Source organism: Bradyrhizobium sp. BR 10289 (assembly GCF_019455385.1).
GTDB lineage: Bacteria > Pseudomonadota > Alphaproteobacteria > Rhizobiales > Xanthobacteraceae > Bradyrhizobium.
Map to the genome: position 1 here is coordinate 121,997 of NZ_JACOFR010000015.1, position 18,287 is coordinate 140,283.

Sequence of the window (18,287 nt, forward strand, 5' to 3'; positions counted from 1 at the left end):
TGCATGCCACGCAAATGACGTTTCTCAGCGTCGAGCAACCAGGTGATCTTGTGTCCAGCGCGTCGGGAATCGCGGTCGATTTCCTGCGTGACTGGCGGCAGGCCGCATCGCGCCTGAAGGCCGGCCACCGTACCGCTTTCCAGCATGGTTACTGGCTCGACGCCTGGTACGCGGCATTTCACGATCATGCCCCGCTGATCGCCGTGATCTCCGATGCCGCGACCGGCAGGGAGATCGCGCTGGTGCCGATGATCAGCCATGTCAGGCGCGGCATCCGCATCGTTGAGTTCGCCGATCTCGGGGTCTCTGACAACAACGCGCCGATCCTGGCCAGCGATGCGGCATTCGATCCAGCCGACGCACGCGCCATCGGCACGGCACTGGTCGATGGCCTGCGCGCCTTGCCCGACGGCTTCGATCTGCTGCGTCTGAAGAAGATGCCGGCCCATGTCGGTAGCAAGCCGAACCCGCTGGTGTCGCTCGGCCGTCTGGGATCGTGCTCGGTCAACGGCAACCTCGTGCTCACCGGCGACGACTACGTCGACTATCGCGCATCGATCAGGCGTCTCCAGCTGCCGCGCTGCTGGCGCGTGTTCAGCCGTCTCGGCGATGCGCGGTTCGAGATCGCCAGGGATGTGGCGCGTGCGCGCGAGCTGCTCGATGTGATGGATGGGCAGCAGGAGGAACGAATGCGGCAGCTCGGCTCGCGCTTCGTTCTCAACGACGATGTCCATGCCGGCTTCTATCGCGAGGTAGCGCGCCGAGGTGTTGCAGACGGCTATGCCGTCGTCTCCGCGCTGGTCTGCGATAAGGGCGTCGTTGCGACCACGTTCGGCGTCCGCTATGGCGCGACCTATTTCCTGCTACGCATCAGCCACACCGGCAAGACCTGGGCGAATTTCTCGCCAGGGCTGCTCGTGACCGAATGCACCATGGAGGCGCTCCATACACAGGGCGTGCGCCGCTTCGATCTCAGCATCGGCAATCAGGACTACAAGCGCCGACTCGGGGCCGAACGGGTGCCGCTGACCGATGTCAGCGTCGCACTGTCCTGGCGCGGCGCTCCTTACGCCTGGCGCGATCACGCCGCGCAGGGCCTGCGCCGCCATCCGAGGCTCGCCGCATTCGCGGCGCGCGCGATGGGGAAAGGCACGCGCTAGCGCGGCTGCGACCTGCGGGTTGCAGGGTCACGCGAATAACGCAATCGTTGTGCTATCGTCGCCGCAGCAGCCCGGAGGCGACATGGAAGATCGTTCGGCAAAATATCGCGCATTCTATGCGCAACTGATTTGTGCCGCGGCAAGAGCCACGGATCCCCGTCTCGAGGACGCTTTTCGCACCGTCAGGCGCGAGCCCTTCGCCGGGCCCGGCCCGTGGTCGATCGCGCTCGGCGGCCACCCCTACGTCGTCACGCCCGACGATGACCCCGCCTTCCTCTATCAGAACACGCTGCTCGCGCTCGACAGCGCGCGGGGCCTTAACATCGGAATGCCCGGCGCGCACGCTTATTGGCTCACGGGCTGCGCCGTAAAGGAAGGCGAGACCGTGATCCAGATCGGCGCGGGCAGCGGCTATTACACCGCGATCCTGGCGCATCTCGTCGGCCCCGGCGGCCGCGTCCATGCCTATGAGATCGACGAACGCCTGGCGGCCCTTGCGCGCGACAATTTGAAGGACGTTCCTCACGTCGAGGTGCGCGACCGTTCGGGCGTCGCGGCCGATCTGCCCAGGACCGATGTGATCTATGTCTGCGCCGGCGCGGCGCAGCCGGCCGCGGAATGGCTCGACGCCTTGCGGCCCGGCGGGCGGCTGCTGTTTCCGCTCGCGCCCGAAGGCATGCTCGGCGGCATGCTGATGATCACGCGCCCGGACGAAGGCGCGATCTGGCCGGCGAAATTCCTCAGCCGTGCGCAGTTCATCGGTTGTGCGGGTTTGCAGGATGCGGAGGCCGCCCGGCGGCTGGCCGACGCCTTCGCAAAGGGATGGGAGAGCGTGCAGTCGTTGCGAAGGGAAGGGGCTCCCGACGAGACCTGCTGGTTCGCCGGCGAGGGCTGGTGGCTGTCGACGGCACCGGCGCCGGCTGCGACTGCGTCGATCAATCCCTACGCGGATATCACGCAGACTTAGCATGCGACGGCGGCATCCCCGAAAGAGAATGCCGCCCGCATCGCATCAGCCATGAAGCTTCTTCGCCGTCTCCGCGATCTGGCGGCCCTGATAGCGCGCGCCGGCGAGCTCGTTGGCGCTGGGCTGGCGGCTGCCGTCACCGCCGGCGATCGTGGTGGCTCCGTAGGGCGCGCCGCCGGTGACCTCGTCGAGCTTCATCTGGCCGGCAAAGCCGTAATTCATGCCGACCACGACCATGCCGAAATGCAGCAAATTGGTGATGATCGAGAACAGCGTCGTCTCCTGGCCGCCATGCTGGGTCGCGGTCGAGGTGAAGGCGCCGCCGACCTTGCCGTGCAGCGCGCCCTTGGCCCAGAGCCCGCCGGCCTGGTCGAGGAAGTTGGCCATCTGCGAGGCCATCCGGCCGAAGCGGGTGCCGGTGCCGACGATGATCGCGTCATAGTTGGCGAGGTCTTCGATCTTGGCAACCGGGGCGGCCTGATCGACCTTGTAATAGGAGGCCTTGGCGACCTCGGCCGGCACCAGCTCCGGCACGCGCTTGATGTCGACGGTGGCGCCGGCCTCGCGCGCGCCTTCGGCGACGGCATTGGCCATCGCTTCGATGTGGCCATAGGCGGAATAATAGAGGACGAGAACTTTGGTCATGATGGTCTCCGTTGAGTGGAACTGATGGGTTGAGTTGTTTTGTGCGCTGTCATTGCCGGGCCTGACCCGGCAATCCATCGCTCTTCGAAAAGCTCCTTGCGAAGGGATGGATGCCCGGGTCAAGCCCGGGCAAGACGACTTCTCGTGTGGTTACGCCGCGTCGACGAGCACGAGTTCGGAGTCTTCGAGCGCCGTGATCTTCAGGCTCTCTTCGTCGCGGATCGCGACGCCGTCGCGGGCATTGACGCGCACGCCGTTGATCTCGACGGATCCCGCTGCCGGCACGAGGTAGAGATGCCGGGACCTCTCGGGCGCGTACTCCGCGCTCTCGCCGGCCTTCAGCGTGGTGGCGAGCACCCGCGCATCGGCGCGGATCGGCAACGCGTCGGTGTCACCTTTGATCCCGCTGGCGATGGTCACGAGCTTGCCGGAGCGGTCGGCCTTCGGAAACGGCTTTGACCCCCAGGTCGGCTGTCCCCCGCGCTGTGTCGGCTCGATCCAGATCTGGAAGATCCGCGTCTGGTGCGGTTCCAGATTATACTCGGAGTGGCGGATGCCGCTGCCGGCGCTCATCACCTGCACGTCGCCCGCTTCGGTACGGCCCTCGTTGCCGAGGCTGTCCTGATGGGTGATCGCGCCTTCACGCACATAGGTGATGATCTCCATGTTGGCGTGGGGATGGGCGGGAAAGCCGGTGTTCGGCGCGATTTCGTCGTCGTTCCACACCCGCAACGCGCCGTGGCCCATATTGTTCGGGTCATAATGGCTGGCGAAGGAGAAATGATGCTTTGCTTTCAGCCAGCCGTGATCGGCGCCGCCGAGTTTAGCAAATGGTCTGAGTTCGATCATGGGAATGTTTCCTTGGGATAGAGGGGGGGTGGCGCTATGCGCCAAACCCGCCGTCGACATTGAGCACGGTGCCGGTGACGAAGGAGGCTTCCGGGCTGGCGAGGAAGACTATTCCGGCGGCGACCTCCTCGGGGCGGCCGAAGCGCTGCAGCGCGTGCTGCTTGCGTTGCGCTTCCGCGAAGTCGCGGTCGTCGTCCGGGTTCATGTCGGTGTTGATCGAGCCGGGCTGCACCACGTTGACGGTGATGCCGCGCGGACCGAGGTCGCGCGCCGCGCCCTTGGTGTAGCCGACGACGGCCGCCTTGGTGGCGACGTAATCGGCAAGGCCCGGGAACGAGGCGCGGTCGGCGAGCATCGAACCGACGGTGACGATGCGGCCGCCGTCACCCATCAATTGCGAGGCGGCGCGGATCGCCGCGATCACGCCATGCACATTGACCTGGTCCTGCCGCTCCAGCGCGTCCGTGTCGGCCTTGGCGTCGTCGGTCGCGCCGCCCGCGGCAACGCCGGCATTGTTGACGAGGATGTCGAGATGGCCGAATTCCTTCGCGACATCGTTGACGAGTTTTGTCACGTCCTTGGCCGAAGCTTGGTCGGCCTTGAACGCGCGGGCCTTGACGCCCTTTGCCTTCAATTCACTAACGACGGCCTCGGCCTTGTCGGGCGAAGCGACGTAGCTGATGGCGACATCTGCGCCTTCGTCGGCGAGAGCGCGGGCCGATGCCGCGCCGATGCCGCGCGAGCCGCCGGTGACGAGGGCAACCTTGCCTGAGAGCTTCTTGGTCATTGGATTTCTCCAGTCCGTGGGGTTTGCGATTGACCCTTGGATAAGCTCCCGGCTGTGGTATAGAAATAGAAACTGTTGAAACGCATTGTTTCAATAAATATCCTGATTGGATCCCCCGCCATGGCCAAACTCCCCGATTTCGAGGCGCTCGCGATCTTCGCAAAAGTCGTGGAGTTACGGTCCTTTGCGGGGGCTGCCAGCGAGCTCACGATGTCCAAGGCGACGGTGTCCAAGGCGGTCACCCGGTTGGAGGAGCGGCTGGGCGCCCGCCTGTTCAACCGCACCTCGCGCCGCCTCGCGCTGACCGATGCCGGCCACAAGCTCGCCGACCGCGCCACCCGCCTGCTCGCCGATGGCGAAGCCGCGGAGAACGAGGCGCTGGCCCAATCGGTGGCGCCGCGCGGGCTGGTGCGGCTTGCCGTGCCCATGACGTTCGGCATCAAGGCGGTGGCGCCGCTGCTGCCGGAATTCTTCGAGGCCTATCCGGAAGTCTCGGTCGATCTTCATCTGAGCGATGCGACCGTCGATCTGATCGGCGAGGGCTTTGACATGGCGGTGCGCATCGCGCGCCTGCCGGATTCCTCACTGATCGCGCGGCGCCTGTTCACCATGCCGCGCTTCACGGTGGCCGCGCCGTCCTACCTGAAGAAGCACGGCCGGCCGACGCATCCGATGCATCTGGCCGAGCACAAATGCTTCGCCTACGCCTATCTCTCGACGCCGAACGTCTGGCACTACACCAATTCCGCCGGCGAGCAGGCCAGCGTCCGCCCCGGCGGCCAGCTTCGCGTCAACAACGGTGAAGCCGTGATGCCATCACTGATCGCAGGCCTCGGCATTGCCGAGTTGCCCGAGTTCATCGTCGGCGAAGCGATTTCCTCCGGCGAGGTCGAAGTCATCCTGAAAGACTGGAAACAGGCCGAAGGCGCCGTCCACCTCGTCACCCCGCCCGGCGGCCCGCGCCCCGCCCGCGTCGAAGCCCTCGGCGACTTCCTCGCAGCAAAACTGCCCGGCACCTGCAAGCGGCGGCCGAAGAAAGGTGGCAAAACGGGGTAACTATCGTAGGGTGGGCAAAGCGTAGCGTGCCCACGACTTTGTCAGAGGGAATCGCAAGTGTCTCGATATCGGCGGGCACATGGCAGCACATTCTTCTTCACGGTCGTGCTCGCCGATCGTTCAAGCACTCTGCTCGTCGACCACGTTGATCGCCTGAGGCGAATTTATCAAACCATCCAGCAGCGCCGTCCATTCGAGACGGTCGCTATTTGTATCCTGCCCGACCATCTCCATGCCGTTTGGTCGCTTCCGGACCACGACGTCGATTTTTCGTTGCGGTGGAATCTGATCAAGGGCGGCTTTTCGCGCGGCCTAGAACCGCAAGAGCGTTCGGCAAGCAAGCTGTTTAAGCGCGAGAAAGGCATCTGGCAACGCCGCTACTGGGAGCACGCCATTCGCGACGATGCGGATTTGGAACGACACGTCGATTACATTCATTACAATCCCGTCAAGCACGGCCTCGTCACACGCGTGGGCGATTGGTCGCTCAGCAGCTTCCATCGCTACGTCAAACAGGGGATGCTTCCCGTGGATTGGGGAGGGGATATACGGGATATTGCGGGGCATTACGGCGAGTGATCGTGGGCACGGCGCGCAAAGAGCGCGCCTTTGCCCACCCTACGGCAGCTCGCTCGTCTCTCGTAGGGTGGGCAAAGCGCAGCGTGCCCACGACTTTGCCGGAGGAGCCCGACTACGACACCTCCACGCCATCGACGGCCACGATGCGCAAATTCGGCTTCACTGTCTCTTCGAGCTGCGTCTTCAACTCGTGCACCCGCGGGTCGCTCGATCGCGCCGCGCACACGGCGTATTGATGGACCGACTGCGCCAGTGCGCGCCGCGCTTCCGGCGTTTGCGTCAATTCGGGCTTCGAAAGCCGCAGCACGATCGCCGCGAGATTGACCAGCATCTCGTCCAGCGCGATGTCGATGGCCGCAAGATTCCGCATCACCACACTCCCTCGAGGACGGCAACAGCGGCTGCACGGAAGCGTTCCTGACCGGGCCGGACATGGTCAATGCTTCGTTAATGCCTTGTTCTTGCCGTGCGACAGGCTAGGCTGGCCGTACAAAAGAAAATCGGGGGAGGGGACCATGATGGATCGACGCGATCTCTTGCGCGCGGCTGCTTCATTGCCGTTGCTGAGGGCTGTTTTGCCTGATGAAGCTTTCGCGCAAACCTATCCGGCGCGCAACATCACCATGATCGTGCCGTTCCCGGCCGGCGGGCAGGCCGATCTCGCGGCGCGCCCGGTGGCGATGGCGCTGGAGCGGATCCTCGGCAAACCCGTGATCGTCGACAACCGCGCCGGCGGTGGTGGCGGATCGGTCGGCAATGCCGCCGCCGCGCGCGCCGAGCCCGACGGCTACACGCTGCTGATGACGCTGTCCTCGCTCGCGGTGCTTCCCGAGGCCGACCGGTTGTTCGGCCGGCCCGTCGCCTACGAGGTCTCGCAGTTCATGCCGATCGCGCGCGTGCTGGCCGATCCCACGTTGCTCGCGGTGCCGGCCTCGGCGCCGTGGAAGACCGCGCAGGATTTCGTCGAGGACGCGAAGAAGCGGCCGGGTCAGATCACCTACGGCTCGTCCGGGCCTTACGGCACGCTGCACGTGGCGATGGAGATGTTCGCGAGCAGCGCCGACATCAAGCTGCTGCATGTGCCGTTCCGTGGCGCCGGTCCAGCGCTCACCGCGCTGCTCGGCGGCACTGTGCAGGCCATCGCCGCGGCACCGGGCACGCTGAAGCCGCAGGTCGACGACGGCAGGCTGCGCGTGCTCGGCAATTGCGGCGCGCAGCGCATCGCGAGCTTTCCCGACGTGCCGACCTTCCAGGAGCTCGGCTACAAGGACGTCGAGATGTATATCTGGGCCGGCCTGTTTGCGCAGCGCGCGCTGCCGGCCCCGATCGCGAGCCGCCTGCGCGAGGCGATGGCGCAGGTGATGGCGAGCCCGGATGTGCTCAAGGCGTTCGAGACATCAGGCAGTCTCGTCGCCTATCAGGATGCCCCGGCGTTCTCCGACTTCGTTGCCGACGACAGCAAGCGGCTGATCGCGGCGGTCAAGAAGATCGGCAAGGTCGAATAGTTCCGGATCCGCCTTCACATTTTTTTGTTGGTCCAGAACCTGTCCGCGCCTCATTGATTGAGAAGAATTCGGGCGATTTGGAAGGATCAGGACCATGCGAACAGAGCGGATTGCGCTGGGTGTGGCGCTTGCGATCGGCGGCATCGTCGCGCAGGGCGCAGCATTCGCCGAAGAATATCGCGGCACCATGGAACAGCAGATGGCCTGCACGCCCGATGTGTGGCGCCTGTGCAGCGACCAGATTCCGGACGTCGGCCGCATCACCGCCTGCCTGCAGCAGAACACGCCGCAGCTGTCGAGCGGCTGCCGTGCGGTGTTCCAGTCCAACAACCAGATGCAGCAGCCGGTGCCGCGCGGTCGCGCCGTGCCGCAGCAGCGCTACAATAATGCGCCGCCTCCGCCTGCGCCGCGGTCGCCTTATGATGACGATGATTAGAACCCTTTAGGGTCGGTGCTCGCAGACGTCGACCCACTCGGCCCCGGTCAGCTCAGCCATCCTGTTGGGCGTGATGCGCACCGCGCTATGGGTCGAGCCTGCGGCCGGCACCACCACCTCGAAAGCCTTCAGCGAGACATCGCAATAGACCGGCAGCGGCGACTTCAGCCCGAACGGGCAGACGCCACCGACCTCGTGGCCGGTGATGTCGGCGACCTCTTCCAGCCCGAGCATCTTCGGCTTGCCGCCGAACTGCGCCTTCACCTTCTTGTTGTCCATCCGCGAGGTGCCGGCCGCGACGATCAGGATCACGCGGTCGCCGACGCGCAAGGACAGCGTCTTGGCGATCATGCCGGGCTCGACGCCATAGGCCTCGGCGGCCAGCGCCACGGTCGCGGAGCTGATCGGGGATTCGATGACGGAGATGTCGGGGGCTCTTTCGGCGAAGAAGGCGCGAACGGATTCCAGGCTCATTCAAGTCTCATGGGCGGGCAATGATCTTTCAGGCGGGGTTCAAACGATCCCGGGCAACTCGGAGAGTGCGCGGACGCGGTAGTCCGGCGCAAAGCCAAGCTCGTCCATCTGGGTGCGGATCGCCTTGAACATGGTCAGCGGTGCCACGAGTTCGTTCTCGACGCAAGCCAGCGCCATCGCCTCTGGCGTCACCCGCTCGATCCAGGCGACGTTCAGCCCGAACGATTTTGCGCCGGCGACGTCCCAGGGATTGGACGAGACGAACAGGACTTCATCCGGCGCGGTGCCGAGCACCTCGCCGATCAGCTCATAGGCCTCAGGGCTCGGCTTGAAAATCTTTTTCGCATCGACGCTGATGGTGGCATCGAGCAGCTGGTCGAGCCCCGAATTGCGCACCAGCGCATTCAGCATCTCCGGACTGCCGTTGGAGAGGATGGCAAGTTTTCGCGGCTTGAGCGCCGCAAGCGCGGCCGCCGCGTCCGGATAGAGATCGAGATGCAGATATTTTTCGATGACGCGCTCGAACGCCTCTTTCTCATAGGCCAGCCCGAGCAGGCGCAGCGTATAGGCCAGCGAGTCGCGGGTGACGACGGCAAAATCCTGGTAGCGCCGCATCAGCGAACGCAGCCAGGTGTATTCGAGCTGCTTGATCCGCCAGATTTGCGTGATGATCTCGCCATAGCCCGGAAACGCATCCTCGGTGATCTCGGCCACCGACTGGATGTCGTAGAGCGTCCCGTAGGCGTCGAACACGACGGCTTCGATGGGCATTGGCTGTCCTTCCGCGGTTTTGCGATCCCCACCCCTTCGATTGGGGAATGCATATCGTCGTCAGCTTACCAAAGCGCAGCGGACGTCCGCCACTGCGAGAGCCATGAGTATGCCCGGGCCGCACATCATGCGGTCGCGTTCACGAGATGGTCCGATACCGTCGCGATGAAGGCGCGAAGACGCCCAAGACGCCGCAGGTCCCGGTGGTATCCCATCCAGATGTCCCGGGCTGGCGGCGGCGTCGGTAGGTCCAGTCTGCGGATACCAGGGGTCTGATTGCCGACCACGCGGGGCAGGACGGCGATGCCGACGCCTTGCCTGCACATGCGCCCCTGGACGTTGCGGTTGTTCGACCGCAGGACCGGTCTCGCATTGGGGAAACTCTCGACGAGCCACGCAATGTCAGGGAAGTGGGGCGTGGATGGCGCGATCAGCCGAAAACCGGTCCCATCGCCATACTTGGGATCAGCCGCCTCCTCCGCGATATAGACGCCGTATTCGAGCCTGAAGAGCCGCCGCTGAATGACGTCGGCAGTGTCGAACGGAACGGCACGAAAAGCGACGTCGGCCTCCCGCTGGGCGAGGCTGAACCGGCGCGTGCCGGTCAGGATCTCAACGTCGACATTGGGGTAGGCGTTCGAGAAATCTGCCAGGATGGGAGGCAGGACATAGGCCCCGAACCAGTCCGTTGATGAAATGCGCAGGCTGCCCTTGAGATTCTGCTCCTGCCCCGCAAGCCGGCGCTCCATGGCCAGCGCACCTTCTTCCATTTGCTCGGCCAGCGCGATGATCCCGTGGCCCTCGTCGGTCAGAACAAGGCCGTCCGCCGTGCGCTGGAAGAGCGTGTGACCGATCGCCTGCTCGAGTGCGCGAAGGCGCCTGCCAACGGTCGGGTGGCTCGTCCGCAGCGAACGCGCGGCGCCGCCGAGCGTGCCGGATCGCGCAACAGCAAGAAAGATTCTGACGTCACTCCATTCCATCGCGAGTACCCACACAAAACTGAACGCCGACAGTACAATTATGTCAGTTAAAGAACAAATCTAAGCACCTAGCTTCCTGCCATCGCGCGGCAGCCTGCGTCCGGTTCGGCGCACAGCTCTGACCGAACAACAGGAGATAGAACATGCAGATCGGCTTCATCGGTCTCGGCAGTATGGGCTCGGCAATGGCCCTGAACCTGGTGAAGGCAGGCCATGATGTCCGGGCCTGGAACCGTAGCAAGGTCGCACAGGGTAGCGTCCCCGGGGTAACGCTTGTCGAACTCGCGGCGGACGCTTTCCAGGCTGACGCAGTCTTCACGATGCTCTCCGACGACGCAGCCATTCGGGAGGTGATCCTCGATGCCGGCCTGCTCGCAAGCGCGCAACCAGGGCTGACCCATGTCGTCACATCGACGATCTCGGTCGCATTCGCGCGGGAGCTGGAGCTGCTGCACGATGAGGCGGGCCTCGGCTATGTGTCCGCACCGGTCCTCGGTCGACCGAACGTCGCGGCGGCTGGCCAGCTCAACATCCTGGCGGCCGGGAAGGCCGATGCAATTGCCGCGATCGAGCCGCTGCTCGCCCCGCTCAGCAAGAAGGTCTGGAAGTTGGGTGAGAACCCTGCTCGGGCGAATGCGGCAAAGCTCGCCTGCAACATGATGATCGCCATGGCGATCGAGGCGATGGCTGAGGGTGTCGTGCTGACCGAGAGCGTCGGCCTCGACCGTGCCGATTTCTTCGAGCTCATCCTCGGCACCCTGTTCTCGGGCCGCGCCTATGAGAGCTACAGCGCGCAGATCACGGAACGATCATTCGAGCCCGGTTTCAAAGCCAGGCTCGCTCTCAAGGACATGCGCTTGGCGACTGAGGCCAGCAACGAGATCGGACGCTCGCTCCCGATGCTTGAAGCTGTCCGCGAGGGGCTCAGCAAAGCTGTCTCGGCGGGCCTCGGCGAGAAGGACTGGTCGATCATGGCCGAGATGACGGTTCGCGGCGGCGACAGCGTGGCGCCGGCCGCGAGCTCCGTTTGAACATCAACATCCGACTGGAAGGCGATCATGATCGCGACTTTGAAGGGGTTTACCCAGCAGCTGGTGCCGGTGAACGGCATCAAGATCAACGCCGTCACGGGAGGTTCGGGCCCGCCGGTCCTGCTGCTTCACGGCTGGCCGGAAACATGGTGGGAATGGCACAAGGTGATGCCGCTGCTGGCCGGGCATTTCAGCGTGGTGGCCATGGATCTGCGCGGCGCGGGTTTTTCCGACTGCCCGCTCGACGGCTACGACAAGGCGACGATGGCGCGCGACGCGCATGAAGTGATGGTTGCCCTCGGGCATGAACGCTACGCCGTGTGCGGACATGACATCGGCGGAATGGTCGCCTTGCCGCAGGCCGCCATCTATCGGAAAGCCGTGACCCACCTGGCCGTCCTCGACGTTCCCCTTCCGGGCTGGACCGGATGGGAGGCGACGATCGCAAGGCTCTGGCACTTCAGCTTCCATATGAACCGGGACCTGCCCGAGCGCCTGCTTCATGGCCGTGAACATGACTATGTTTCGACCTTCATGGCAGAGCGGTTCTACGATCACAGCACCTTCAATCCGGCGGACATCGAGATCTACGCAAAAGCGATGGCGCTTCCTGGCCGCACGCGTGGCGGAATGGAATGGTACCGCAGCCTCGCCGCCGATCATGCGGCTGCGCTCGACTACAAGAAGCAGCCGCTCGAGATACCGGTGCTGGGCCTCGGTGGGGATCAGCGGTTCGGTGCGCAGATGGTGCCGATGCTCGAGGAGTTCGCCACCGATGTGAGGGGCGGCTCGATCGCGCGGTGCAGCCACTATGTCGCGGATGAGCGGCCGGATGAAGTCGCAGCCGCCCTGATCGAATTCCTCAAAGCCAATTGAAACCCGGCGTCCGGGCCATCGTGGGCCGGGCGGATCAAGAGGCTGTTGGCGAATTTGCGCCTTCAGCGATCGCGATGGATCGAATAAACAGCAAAGGAGACTGTCATGACCGCACCCGTCATTCGCGGCGTCAATCATATCGGCATCACGGTGCCCGACATCGAAGCAGCAAAATCGTTCCTGGTGGAAGCTTTCGGCGGCCAGGTGATCTATCAGTCCTTCGGACCGCAGGATCCGCCGCGGCAGGGAGCGGAATTCGAGCGGGCCGTCGGCGCTTTTCCCGGAACGGTCGTGCGTGCGCAGGCGATGGTCAAGATCGGAACCGGCCCCGATATCGAGCTGTTCGAAATGCACGGTCCCGAGCAAGCCGGGCCGATCCGGGCGAGTGACTTCGGCATCACGCATTTCGCTCTCTACACCGACGACATCGACGCATCGGTCGAGCGCTTCGCGAAGGCGGGAGGCACACCCCTCACCACGCCGCGCGCTATTCCCTATGCAACCGAGAAAGGTCCTGGAAACAAGGTCTGCTACTGCCGCATGCCGTGGGGCACGACGATGGAATTCATCACCACGCCGGACCGCATGGCCTATCATGACCAGACGGATCTGCGCAGGTGGCAGGATGAGGACTGAGCTGGGTGCGAAAAGGGGTGGCGAGGAGCAGGCGTTCAACTTGGTGCTCTAAGCCACTGTCGGTCGCTATGTCCGGTCCTTATGGTTCTGAGATTGGCCGACATCCCTGACTTCTGGCCTCAAGCTAAATTGCTTCGCCAAGCGCCGCCTGTATACAAGCGCATGCTCCGCCGCTAGCATAGCCGCCGAGCAAAATCGGGGGCGGAGTCAAAGGGCGGGGCGGGAATGAACGGGTTATCGAGCGCTTTTGACGGCCTCTTCAAAAGCGAGTTTTCGATCAACCGGATGGTCGGACGGAGTGTCACGTATGTGCGCGGGGGCAAGTTGCTGGGGGGCAATTCAGGCTTTGCGCATATCGGAAGTTATCATGTCGAGGGGGATTCCATCCGGGTCGATGTCACCAGCCGGCGGCACAATTTCGGGGCGGATCACCAGTCTTTGCTCGGGTCCGACGTTTCATCGATTTCCGTCGTTGGAGGGGCAGTCGGCAAGGCGTTTCACTTCGAGGGCAGTTCGCCGCAGGTGCCCGGCGCCGTGTTTCGGTCCGTCATGACCCCGCTGGACGAAACCGACCTTCCTGCGCCCGGGATGATTGGCGAAGGCGGCATTTCCAACGGGTTATACTCTATCCATCTCGAGATTTTGGACGGCGTGCCCGGCGGTCTGACCGGGGTGATGCTGTTGAACAACGGCCGAATCCTGGGCGGCGACGCCTTCTTCTATTATCTCGGGTCGTATTCCTCCGCCGACGGTCGATGGAAGGGCCAGATGGTCAATCAGGAGCACACGCCGGCGCGAGGCGAAGACCCGGTATTTGGCGGACACGAGATCGGAATTGGATTTGCAGGAACGTGCGATGCGAAGGGCGCAGTCCTTGAGGGTACGGCGCTTGCCGGCAAGCGCAGCATCAGGTTCGAAGCGCGTCTGGAACTCATCTGCGCTGCTTAGGAGGCGGTTGGCCTCGGCGCCAATACCACATGCCCGAAGTGCAATTTCTCTTCGCGGTAAACGGTGTCGATCCCTGACGTGAAGAATGACCGAATGGTGCCCATCCATCGATGCCGCGGTTGCCGCGAAGAAGTTTGGATGTGACCAAAGCCGTCTTCCCGCGGTCGCTTCGCGACGTCAACGGACTTCGGCTGTGGCCCAGAGCTGACCAGCTGAGGCATGCTCTGATCGGTCGGCTTTTGACCCCAGAACGGAAGTTTTGGCTGGCGCTCAGAATGCTGGCACGGGCTCAGCAAAATGTTGCTTCAAATAGGGCGCCACCCGTCATTCGAGTGATTCAGGGATTATTCCGCAGCGCGTCTGGCTTCCGCAACGTGACCTGGAGACCAAGCTGCGGCTTCAAGACCAGATCGAAGCTCGGGCGCGTCTTTCCATCCTGGAACACCACGCCCTTCGGGCTGAAGGCGACCTTGTCCGAATTGTTGTTCAGCGTCTGCCATTTGCACGATATCGCGACGATACCATAGGCCGAAACCGGCTTGACTTCCCCAAGATCTGCCACGCCATTGCCGTTGGCATCGTGCCACAGGGCGAGGCCGGCCAGTTCTTTGCCGGTCAGAATGCCGTCACGGTCGTCATCGAGTGCGGCGAGTGGCGCGTATCCGTTGCTCCAGAACATCCAGAACGTGACGTTGCCGAACAACTGGCGGCCGCTGTCGATCTTGCCATCGCGTGCGGGGTCGCTGACCAACCAGGCAGCTTTGGGAGTAATCCAGCTCCATTCCCGACCTAGCCCGCTGCCATCGACGTCGAACGTCACCCGCGTGCCTGGTGCTTCGAGGTCGATGGCAGTGAGGCCATCGGCAAGCGGCACTGCGATGGGTGTGACCGGGTGAGGCCGCTTTCCCAAGGTGGCGGCGTGTTCCTTCAGCGTCTCGATCTCGCGCTTATCCTTCTCGGCGTCGAGAAGGGGGATGAGATAAGAGGCGACTTCGCCCGTCAGCGTCCGCCCGCGGAAACCAACCACCGTCAAGCTCTTTTCCTTCTCCCAGGCGTCGGTCGCGATTGTTCGATACTGCTCCACAGCATCGTCCTTCCTGCCGGCCTGCTCGGTCAGCCAGGCGAGGCCGAGCCGGATCACAAGGTTATCCTTGTCCAGTTCCAACGCCTGCTTGTACGCTTTCAACGCGGCTTCCAGATGCGCCTGGGAGGCGGTAGTCAGAGTGAGGTCAGCGGCCGCCGTTACCGCACCGAAAGGAACGGCTGGCGGCTCAATGCCATGGTATGCCTTCGGCACCGTCAGCGGGTCGGACTTCTGGGCGTAAGCCATGCCGTGCGCACGACCGAGGTTCAGCAATGCCTCGACGCTGGTAGGATCGTCCTTGGCGATCTTCTCCAGATTTTCGATGAGCCTGGCGACCGGGATACGTTCCTCTTCCACGCCCACCCACCTGCCGAGCGCCGGCGACGTCGCGGCAAGGAAAACGATCAGCAACAGCAACCGCACGGCAACTCCGTCTTGTAAAGGGAGATTGAGGGCAATTTATCCGGTGCACACTGACGAGGCTAGCTCGTACAATGGGTAGAGCGAAAGCGATACTCATCAAAGCCTCGCAACGAGGCAGCGATGGGTTTCGCAAGAGCTCAACCCATCCTACGCGCTCTGCGGACATTGCCGATATGGGTCACGGGTCACGGATGGTGATATCAGTGATATCGCGCCCAGCATCAACTTGGCTATCGTGGACGGCGCGCGACCTCGATTGCTGCTTCGATCAGAGAGGCCGCAATCTCTTTGCCGAAGGTGTTGATGGTGATTGGACCATCATCGGGCACACTAAGGTCAAAGAGCGTTCTCCCATCGTCCGAAAGAACTTCCATGCGAATTCCGTCGAACTCGACGTCGCTCGCCCATTGGTATTCCACGATCCGGTCTTCGAACGTCAACTTCCCCATTGTGCGAGCTTATCATGTTGCGGGAACTGCGCCACCTCGATTGGCGGTCTCTCGTTTGAGAATGTCAGCTTTTGGCCCGAAGGCGAAGGTCGGCTCTGCTGTCCCGTACGTCGGCAATCGGGGCTAGACCGGTCATCCTAGAGGCGCGGCCAAATCGACACGAATGTCCCACGGCGAACATTGGCAATCAGGACGAATTGCCCATTTTGCAGATGATCGGCAAGACTGCTGTCGTTACAAGCGGTGCAAGCGGGAGGGAGTGAGGCTTGAGAATATCGACCCAGATGGCCTCCTCAATTTCCGCCAAGGGACTGACATCCGCGTCGAGGCTAACCGCTAAGAGATGCGCGACCACTTCGTGTTCGGGTTCGTTTGCAGCCGCGGCTGTAAATACGCCCAGAAAACGCGCTCCCAAGCTTTGGAAGGTTGCGCCCAGCTCTTCGCGAAGCTCTCTCACAAGCGCTTGCAGAGGCGTTTCGCCCGCCTCCATCTTGCCTCCCGGCAGCATGTAGCGGTCCGTACCGCGCTTGCGAACAAGCAGAACCTCTCCAATCGCGTTTTGCACCAACGCTGCGGCGACGATAATTTGAGCCGTCATGCTTTGACTACGTCGTTCGAAGACCATTTTCGCGGTGGGGGCACATAGGACTGGAACGCGGCAAGCAGCGCCTCAACCTGGTCGGAGAAGCTCACCATGTCTGCAAAGGCCGGGATCATGAAACCTTCCGCCACCATTCGGGTAATCATCGCCTGAAGCGGATCGAAATAATGTTTGATATTGAGGAAGCCGCATGGTTTGGCGTGGATGCCCAACTGACCCCAGGTCCATTGCTCGAATATCTCTTCGAGGGTACCAGCTCCACCGGGAAGTGCCATGAATGAGTCGCCCAACTCAGACATCTTGGTCTTTCGTTCGTGCATCGTTTCGACCACATGGAGTTCGGTGAGGCCACGATGCGCGATCTCGCGCTCAACCAGCGCACGCGGCACGACGCCAATGACCTTCCCGCCCGCGTTCATTGCAGCGTCGGCGATCACTCCCATGAGTCCGACACGCCCTCCACCGTAGACGATCGTTGCGCCGGTTGCCGCAATGGCACGTGCTGCGGCAGCGGCGGCAACGCCGTAGTAGGGATCGATACCCGGACTTGATCCGCAAAATACACATATCCGCATGGCGACCTCGTGCGCGCTTCGCAGGGACCTGTAGGGAATCAGGACGCGAACTCGATATCGTCCTCTTGAGCCTGGAGAGGCAAGCGGCCCGATATCGCGCTTCATAGCCTTTTTTCAGAGCACCTCCTGGCGCGTATCACTTCGCCTCTTGGCCCATCTGCGAAGTTGCGCCTCGGCGGTCGGAAGTCCGCTCGTTGAGCCAGAGCGGACCAGAATTGCTCAATCTGAGTTCTTCGCTCATTGACCCGAAGCGGACCGGGGATCGGTCTTGTGGTAAGGCGTTCCCAGTCCGATTGTCGAGTAGGGATGGCCGAACTTTGTGATGCACAACATTCGTGACGTCTACATCCTGCTAATGGCAGCATTCGTGATGATTCCGGGAAGCTCCGTCGTAAGAGCGGCCGACGGCCGACTTGCTTACTTTTCAGACGAAGTGCCTGTTGAAGTTCCGAAGCCTGAACTCCTGCCGTCAACGGGTCAGGTCATCTTCGCCAAGGTGCGGGTCATGGATCGACCCACATTTCTGCTTCTTCCCGATCAGTCCGGGCGTCCCCCGGCGGAAAAGCTCCGCGAGCCCTGGTCAGCTTCGTTACAGGTGCTCAATGTCATTCGCGGGCCGCGACCAGAACGAGATCGCCTAAATGTTAGGTTCGGTGGGGGCGATCCAAAGTACGACTACGCTTTGGGGCCCAGCATCCCGAGCCAGCTCGCGCGGGACTATTTTGTCGCGATGTACGAAGACGCCTTGGGGTTTCACCTTATCGAAATTCCTATAAGCGCTGCCAAGTACAACGAGTGGCAGCAAGAGATCATTGACTTTGAGCGAGAGCGGCTGAGGTCGTTGCGAAAATAATCAAAGATCGAGGGTCCGCTTCTGGCCCAAGCCGGACCCCGGACGAACTGCGCCGATACGCCGCTATCAGGAGCGTTGCAGACCTCGAGCGAAGGGCAGACCAACCTAGCCGGTCGGCTGACGTTCTCGCCGCGTCCACGTCGCCCGCTCGGCGAAGACCTGGCTGACCTCTGCAACATGCTCCGTGCCCCATGTGCAGAGCGGCACGAGCGCCTCGGCCAGACTCCGGCCTAACGGCGTGAGGCTATAGTCCACCCGCGGCGGCACCTCCTTGTAATCGGTCCGCTTCACCAGGCCGTCGGCCTCGAGCTCCTTGAGCTGCTGGATCAGCACCTTGTCGCTGACATCACGCACGGCGCGCCTGAGCTCGCCGTAGCGGGTCGGGCCGTCCTGGGCGAGGAAGTAGAGGATCAGCGGCTTCCACTTGCCGGCGATGACCCGGAGAGTCGCATCGAGGCCGCAGGTGAAGCCGGGCAGAGTCGGCGTGCAGCGCTGGACCGCTGGTGGCGTCTGCGCCCGCGAAGAGATTGGGTCTGAACGATCGATCGACATTTTTTTTGGCACTTACCAAAAGGTGCATACTTGTCGATAGGTGGGTACGC

At 63.0% G+C, this 18,287-nt stretch carries 23 protein-coding genes; 11 read left to right on the forward strand and 12 right to left on the reverse strand.

Features of this window, described 5'->3' with window-relative positions; translation table 11 throughout:
• Nucleotides 1–14 precede the first annotated feature (14 nt).
• Entirely contained in the window at nucleotides 15–1,160 is a 1,146-nt protein-coding gene (locus HYH08_RS23505) for a GNAT family N-acetyltransferase (RefSeq protein ID WP_220012204.1), read from the forward strand.
• 82 nt (nucleotides 1,161–1,242) lie between these two features.
• Entirely contained in the window at nucleotides 1,243–2,127 is an 885-nt protein-coding gene (locus tag HYH08_RS23510; protein ID WP_220012205.1) for a protein-L-isoaspartate O-methyltransferase family protein, read from the forward strand.
• 45 nt (nucleotides 2,128–2,172) lie between these two features.
• On the opposite strand, the gene wrbA is transcribed toward HYH08_RS23510, so the two are convergent.
• The 3 genes from wrbA to HYH08_RS23525 form a co-directional block, all read right to left on the reverse strand.
• Complete coding sequence (wrbA, locus tag HYH08_RS23515; protein WP_220012206.1) at nucleotides 2,173–2,772, reverse strand: NAD(P)H:quinone oxidoreductase; 600 nt, start codon at nucleotides 2,770–2,772, stop codon at nucleotides 2,173–2,175.
• Between the two features lie 150 nt (nucleotides 2,773–2,922).
• Complete coding sequence (locus tag HYH08_RS23520; protein ID WP_220012207.1) at nucleotides 2,923–3,621, reverse strand: pirin family protein; 699 nt, start codon at nucleotides 3,619–3,621, stop codon at nucleotides 2,923–2,925.
• Nucleotides 3,622–3,655: 34 nt separating this feature from the next.
• The gene (locus tag HYH08_RS23525) at nucleotides 3,656–4,408 is read right to left on the reverse strand and encodes an SDR family NAD(P)-dependent oxidoreductase (protein WP_220012208.1); all 753 of its coding nucleotides are present in this window, start codon (nucleotides 4,406–4,408) and stop codon (nucleotides 3,656–3,658) included.
• A 120-nt stretch (nucleotides 4,409–4,528) separates the two neighbouring features.
• Here HYH08_RS23525 and HYH08_RS23530 point away from each other — a divergent pair, with 120 nt between their 5' ends.
• A complete protein-coding gene (locus tag HYH08_RS23530) occupies nucleotides 4,529–5,464 on the forward strand; it encodes a LysR family transcriptional regulator (RefSeq protein WP_145656329.1) in 936 nt (311 codons plus the stop codon).
• A gap of 57 nt (nucleotides 5,465–5,521) precedes the next feature.
• Nucleotides 5,522–6,043, forward strand: a complete 522-nt coding sequence (locus tag HYH08_RS23535) for an REP-associated tyrosine transposase (RefSeq protein ID WP_220012209.1) — start codon at nucleotides 5,522–5,524, stop codon at nucleotides 6,041–6,043.
• Nucleotides 6,044–6,155: 112 nt separating this feature from the next.
• Here the strand turns inward: HYH08_RS23535 and HYH08_RS23540 are convergent, their stop codons facing one another.
• Entirely contained in the window at nucleotides 6,156–6,413 is a 258-nt protein-coding gene (locus HYH08_RS23540) for a hypothetical protein (protein ID WP_220012210.1), read from the reverse strand.
• A 148-nt stretch (nucleotides 6,414–6,561) separates the two neighbouring features.
• On the opposite strand from HYH08_RS23540, the gene HYH08_RS23545 reads away from it, so the two are divergent.
• Both HYH08_RS23545 and HYH08_RS23550 read left to right on the forward strand, forming a co-directional pair.
• Nucleotides 6,562–7,548, forward strand: a complete 987-nt coding sequence (locus HYH08_RS23545; protein ID WP_220012269.1) for a tripartite tricarboxylate transporter substrate binding protein — start codon at nucleotides 6,562–6,564, stop codon at nucleotides 7,546–7,548.
• Nucleotides 7,549–7,642: 94 nt separating this feature from the next.
• Nucleotides 7,643–7,984, forward strand: coding sequence for a hypothetical protein (locus HYH08_RS23550; protein WP_220012211.1), 342 nt, complete (start codon nucleotides 7,643–7,645; stop codon nucleotides 7,982–7,984).
• A gap of 6 nt (nucleotides 7,985–7,990) precedes the next feature.
• Here HYH08_RS23550 and HYH08_RS23555 read toward each other — a convergent pair whose 3' ends face one another.
• The 3 genes from HYH08_RS23555 to HYH08_RS23565 form a co-directional block, all read right to left on the reverse strand.
• Nucleotides 7,991–8,458 carry a YbaK/EbsC family protein gene (locus tag HYH08_RS23555; RefSeq protein ID WP_220012212.1) on the reverse strand — a complete coding sequence of 156 codons (468 nt, stop codon included), beginning with the start codon at nucleotides 8,456–8,458 and terminating at the stop codon, nucleotides 7,991–7,993.
• A gap of 39 nt (nucleotides 8,459–8,497) precedes the next feature.
• Nucleotides 8,498–9,229 carry a haloacid dehalogenase type II gene (locus tag HYH08_RS23560; RefSeq protein WP_220012213.1) on the reverse strand — a complete coding sequence of 244 codons (732 nt, stop codon included), beginning with the start codon at nucleotides 9,227–9,229 and terminating at the stop codon, nucleotides 8,498–8,500.
• A 125-nt stretch (nucleotides 9,230–9,354) separates the two neighbouring features.
• A complete protein-coding gene (locus tag HYH08_RS23565; RefSeq protein ID WP_220012214.1) occupies nucleotides 9,355–10,209 on the reverse strand; it encodes a LysR family transcriptional regulator in 855 nt (284 codons plus the stop codon).
• A 143-nt stretch (nucleotides 10,210–10,352) separates the two neighbouring features.
• On the opposite strand from HYH08_RS23565, the gene HYH08_RS23570 reads away from it, so the two are divergent.
• The 4 genes from HYH08_RS23570 to HYH08_RS23585 all read left to right on the forward strand — a co-directional run bounded on the left by HYH08_RS23570 (nucleotide 10,353) and on the right by HYH08_RS23585 (nucleotide 13,700).
• Complete coding sequence (locus HYH08_RS23570; protein WP_220012215.1) at nucleotides 10,353–11,240, forward strand: NAD(P)-dependent oxidoreductase; 888 nt, start codon at nucleotides 10,353–10,355, stop codon at nucleotides 11,238–11,240.
• 27 nt (nucleotides 11,241–11,267) lie between these two features.
• A complete protein-coding gene (locus HYH08_RS23575; RefSeq protein WP_220012216.1) occupies nucleotides 11,268–12,116 on the forward strand; it encodes an alpha/beta fold hydrolase in 849 nt (282 codons plus the stop codon).
• A 105-nt stretch (nucleotides 12,117–12,221) separates the two neighbouring features.
• Nucleotides 12,222–12,752 carry a VOC family protein gene (locus HYH08_RS23580; protein WP_220012217.1) on the forward strand — a complete coding sequence of 177 codons (531 nt, stop codon included), beginning with the start codon at nucleotides 12,222–12,224 and terminating at the stop codon, nucleotides 12,750–12,752.
• 225 nt (nucleotides 12,753–12,977) lie between these two features.
• A complete protein-coding gene (locus HYH08_RS23585) occupies nucleotides 12,978–13,700 on the forward strand; it encodes a hypothetical protein (protein ID WP_220012218.1) in 723 nt (240 codons plus the stop codon).
• A gap of 337 nt (nucleotides 13,701–14,037) precedes the next feature.
• On the opposite strand, the gene HYH08_RS23590 is transcribed toward HYH08_RS23585, so the two are convergent.
• The 4 genes from HYH08_RS23590 to HYH08_RS23605 form a co-directional block, all read right to left on the reverse strand.
• On the reverse strand, nucleotides 14,038–15,207 hold the full coding sequence (locus HYH08_RS23590; protein ID WP_220012219.1) for a tetratricopeptide repeat protein: 1,170 nt from the start codon (nucleotides 15,205–15,207) through the stop codon (nucleotides 14,038–14,040).
• Nucleotides 15,208–15,437: 230 nt separating this feature from the next.
• Complete coding sequence (locus HYH08_RS23595; RefSeq protein ID WP_220012220.1) at nucleotides 15,438–15,656, reverse strand: hypothetical protein; 219 nt, start codon at nucleotides 15,654–15,656, stop codon at nucleotides 15,438–15,440.
• A 187-nt stretch (nucleotides 15,657–15,843) separates the two neighbouring features.
• On the reverse strand, nucleotides 15,844–16,254 hold the full coding sequence (locus HYH08_RS23600) for an NUDIX hydrolase (RefSeq protein WP_220012221.1): 411 nt from the start codon (nucleotides 16,252–16,254) through the stop codon (nucleotides 15,844–15,846).
• Nucleotides 16,251–16,937, reverse strand: coding sequence for an LOG family protein (locus HYH08_RS23605; protein WP_349631457.1), 687 nt, complete (start codon nucleotides 16,935–16,937; stop codon nucleotides 16,251–16,253). Before HYH08_RS23605 ends, HYH08_RS23600 begins: the two co-directional genes overlap by 4 nt.
• A 217-nt stretch (nucleotides 16,938–17,154) precedes the next feature.
• Between HYH08_RS23605 and HYH08_RS23610 the strand changes: the two genes are divergently transcribed.
• The gene (locus tag HYH08_RS23610) at nucleotides 17,155–17,685 is read left to right on the forward strand and encodes a hypothetical protein (RefSeq protein WP_220012222.1); all 531 of its coding nucleotides are present in this window, start codon (nucleotides 17,155–17,157) and stop codon (nucleotides 17,683–17,685) included.
• Between the two features lie 105 nt (nucleotides 17,686–17,790).
• On the opposite strand, the gene HYH08_RS23615 is transcribed toward HYH08_RS23610, so the two are convergent.
• Nucleotides 17,791–18,162 carry a winged helix-turn-helix transcriptional regulator gene (locus HYH08_RS23615; RefSeq protein WP_220012271.1) on the reverse strand — a complete coding sequence of 124 codons (372 nt, stop codon included), beginning with the start codon at nucleotides 18,160–18,162 and terminating at the stop codon, nucleotides 17,791–17,793.
• Between the last annotated feature and the right edge of the window lie 125 nt (nucleotides 18,163–18,287).